This is a genomic window from Planktosalinus sp., assembly GCF_059864935.1.
This window is the reverse complement of record NZ_JCBCCK010000510.1, coordinates 1-2,807: the sequence shown is the minus strand read 5'-3', so window position 1 is coordinate 2,807 and position 2,807 is coordinate 1. Positions and strand designations below refer to the sequence as shown.

Here is a 2,807-nt window from a genome sequence, read left to right as displayed (position 1 = left end):
CCGTGAAAATCCCAAATGAGTTTAATGCGGTTTTCAGGCATTTATTTAGTCTTCAGTTTCAATTTTGATACCCATTTTTTCCAAAACAGCAAGTGTAATGTCATAATTGGGGTCAAGAAAGACTAAATTATTATCTGCACTGGTGTTAAACACTTGAGTGTATTTATGCTCGCTGGCTACTGCATCAAGTGCTTCAGCGATTTGCTGAAAGAGTGGTCTTTTTAGTTCATCTTCTCTCAATCGCAAAAGTTGAACGCCGTTTTGCCTGAACTTGTTGATATCCTCCTCGAGCGTAAAAATGGCTGTTTGTTTATCAAGTTTTTGTTGTTCAGTGAAAGAACTTGCATTGGTGCTGTAATCTTCAAGCTTTTCTTGGTACTCATTCATTTTTACATTCAACTGCTTGTCAAGATTCTCTCCATATTCCTGAAGATTTTTCTGAACACCTTCTATTTCAGGCATTTGCAAAATGATAAAATCAACATCAATGGTCCCAATTTTGGTTTGTGTAAAACCTGTAATAGAAAAAAGGCTGAGGCAGATGACAAGAATAATATTTTTCATTGTTATTTTATTTAGAGTCACAAAAATAATGGAATTTTTGAAGCAAGAACTATTTTTTGAAATACTTGTGATATGGGTTAGTTTTTTTTTAAAAATTTAGGGATTGAATGTGGTTTGGATTTCGCATTATATTCGGTTAATGAACTTGGTTAACAATCCAATTTTGTTATTTTTGCAATCATTCAAAAAAAATAGCGGATTATGAAAAGAAACATTTTTTTAGTTTTATTGTTTTTAGGAATTTCAACATTAGGCTTTTCGCAGTCAAAAGAAAAAAATGTTTTAATGACCATTGATGATGAACCTGTTTATGTCGACGAGTTTTTAAGGGTTTACAATAAAAACCTCGATATGATACAGGATGAATCACAAAAAAATAAAGAGGCTTATCTTGAACTTTTTATCAATTACAAGTTAAAAGTGAAGGAGTCATTCGCACAAGGTTTACACGAAAATGAATCATTCATCAAAGAACTGGGAACTTACAGAAACCAGCTTTCACAAAATTATCTATACGACCAGGAAATTACTGAAGAGCTCATACAAGAAGGACATAAAAGACTTATGGAAGAGGTAAGTGTCAGCCATATCCTCATCAGGTTGGCATTAGACAGTCGCCCTAAAGATACTCTGGCAGCTTGGAACAGGATAAAAGACATTCAAAATAAAGCCAGAAGCGGTGAAGATTTTGAAGCACTTGCCAAAAAATATTCCGAAGAGCCCAAAGCAGACGAACGCGGAGGTTTTTTGGGATACTTTAAAGCTTTTGGCATGGTGTATCCTTTTGAAAATGCGGCATACAATACTCCTGTTGGTGAAGTTTCAGACATCATCAGGACACAATTTGGTTACCATATTTTAAAAGTACACGACAAAAGGGTTTCACCGGAGGAAGTCACGGTTGCACATATTATGATTGCTACACGAGGAGGTGAAGTTTCTGATGAAGTTGCCCTTAGTCGTCTAAGCAAAATAAAAATGCGGCTCAACCAGGGTGAAGATTTTGGTGAATTGGCCCGTCAATTTTCAGAAGACCCCGGTACTTCAAGAAATGGCGGAAAGCTCAATCGTTTTGGGTCAGGAAATCTAAATGCTCCCAATTTTGAACAAGCTGCTTTTGCTTTGAAAAATCCGGGGGACTTGTCAGAGCCTGTTCAAACAGATTTTGGCTGGCACATCATTAAACTTATTGAAAGACACCCCACCGAGTCTCTTGAAGAAATGCGTGAAGACATTTTGAGAAGGGTTAAATCATCTGACCGCTCCAAAGTAGTTGTAAAATCAGTCAATGAGCGCATCAAGGAAAAATACAACTTTAAAAAAATCAACGACCCGCTTCCGTTTTTCAACGAATTTGTTACAGACAGTGTGTTGAAAAGAAAATGGGAATACAGCCCAGGAGACTTGGCCAGCAATAACCCGATATTTGAAATTGGAAAGAGAACATACAGATACTCAGATTTTGCCGAGTATATCGATGTGCGTCAAAAACGTTCCAAAATGTACAAAGAAAAAGAATTACTTCTGGAGGACTACTACAATGAGTTTGAAGAACACACCCTAGACGAATTTTACAAAATCAGTCTTGAAGAAGACAATAAGGAGTTTGCCAATCTGTTAAACGAGTACAGAAACGGATTGCTCATTTATGATTTAATGCAGCAAAACATCTGGGAACCTTCAAAAACAGATTCCATAGGTATCGAAAAATTCTTTAATAAAAATAAAGACAACTACAAGTTGAACACCCGTGTGAGAGGTTCTATTGCTTCTACCGGAGATGCTGATGTTGCAAGCCAAATAAGAAAAATGTTAAACGAAGGAGTTGATGAAGAACAAATCAAAGCCCAACTGAACAGCGACACAAAAATCAATGTGATTTTTACATCCGGTGTTTTTGAAATGGGCAACTCTGTACTTCCCGGTAATTTCAAAACCCGGAAAGGCATTTCGGAAGTGTATAATATTTCCACCACCCAAAACACTAACTCGGCACAATATATCGTTGTGAATGTTGAAGAAGTGTTGCCTGCAGGAAATATTTCCCTGGAAAGCATCCGAGGAAGGGTAATCAGTGACTATCAGATATATTTGGATCAAAAGTGGATGGAAGAATTACGCAACAAATACAAGGTTAAAGTCAACAAAAAGGCTTTGAAAAATTAAATGAACAAAATATATCTTATTCCTCTTTTAGTATTGATGACCTCCTGTCATTTTTTTCAGCAAAAACAGGAAGAAGA

The 2,807-nt window shown here is 36.3% G+C and carries 2 protein-coding genes; one reads left to right on the top strand and one right to left on the bottom strand.

Annotated elements, in window-relative coordinates:
- Positions 1-45: 45 nt before the first annotated feature.
- Positions 46-564 (bottom strand): OmpH family outer membrane protein, encoded by a 519-nt coding sequence (locus AC6F75_RS14665; protein WP_500715835.1) that lies wholly within the window; start codon positions 562-564, stop codon positions 46-48.
- Between the two features lie 201 nt (positions 565-765).
- Between AC6F75_RS14665 and AC6F75_RS14660 the strand changes: the two genes are divergently transcribed.
- Positions 766-2,730: a peptidylprolyl isomerase gene (locus tag AC6F75_RS14660; RefSeq protein WP_500715834.1), complete on the top strand. Its 1,965-nt coding sequence runs from the start codon at positions 766-768 to the stop codon at positions 2,728-2,730.
- Positions 2,731-2,807 lie beyond the last annotated feature (77 nt).

Bases quoted from the DNA above. Each gene is read 5' to 3' on its own strand.
- AC6F75_RS14665 (WP_500715835.1), bottom strand. From the start codon at position 564: ATGAAAAATATTATTCTTGTCATCTGCCTCAGCCTTTTTTCTATTACA.
- AC6F75_RS14660 (WP_500715834.1), top strand. From the start codon at position 766: ATGAAAAGAAACATTTTTTTAGTTTTATTGTTTTTAGGAATTTCAACA.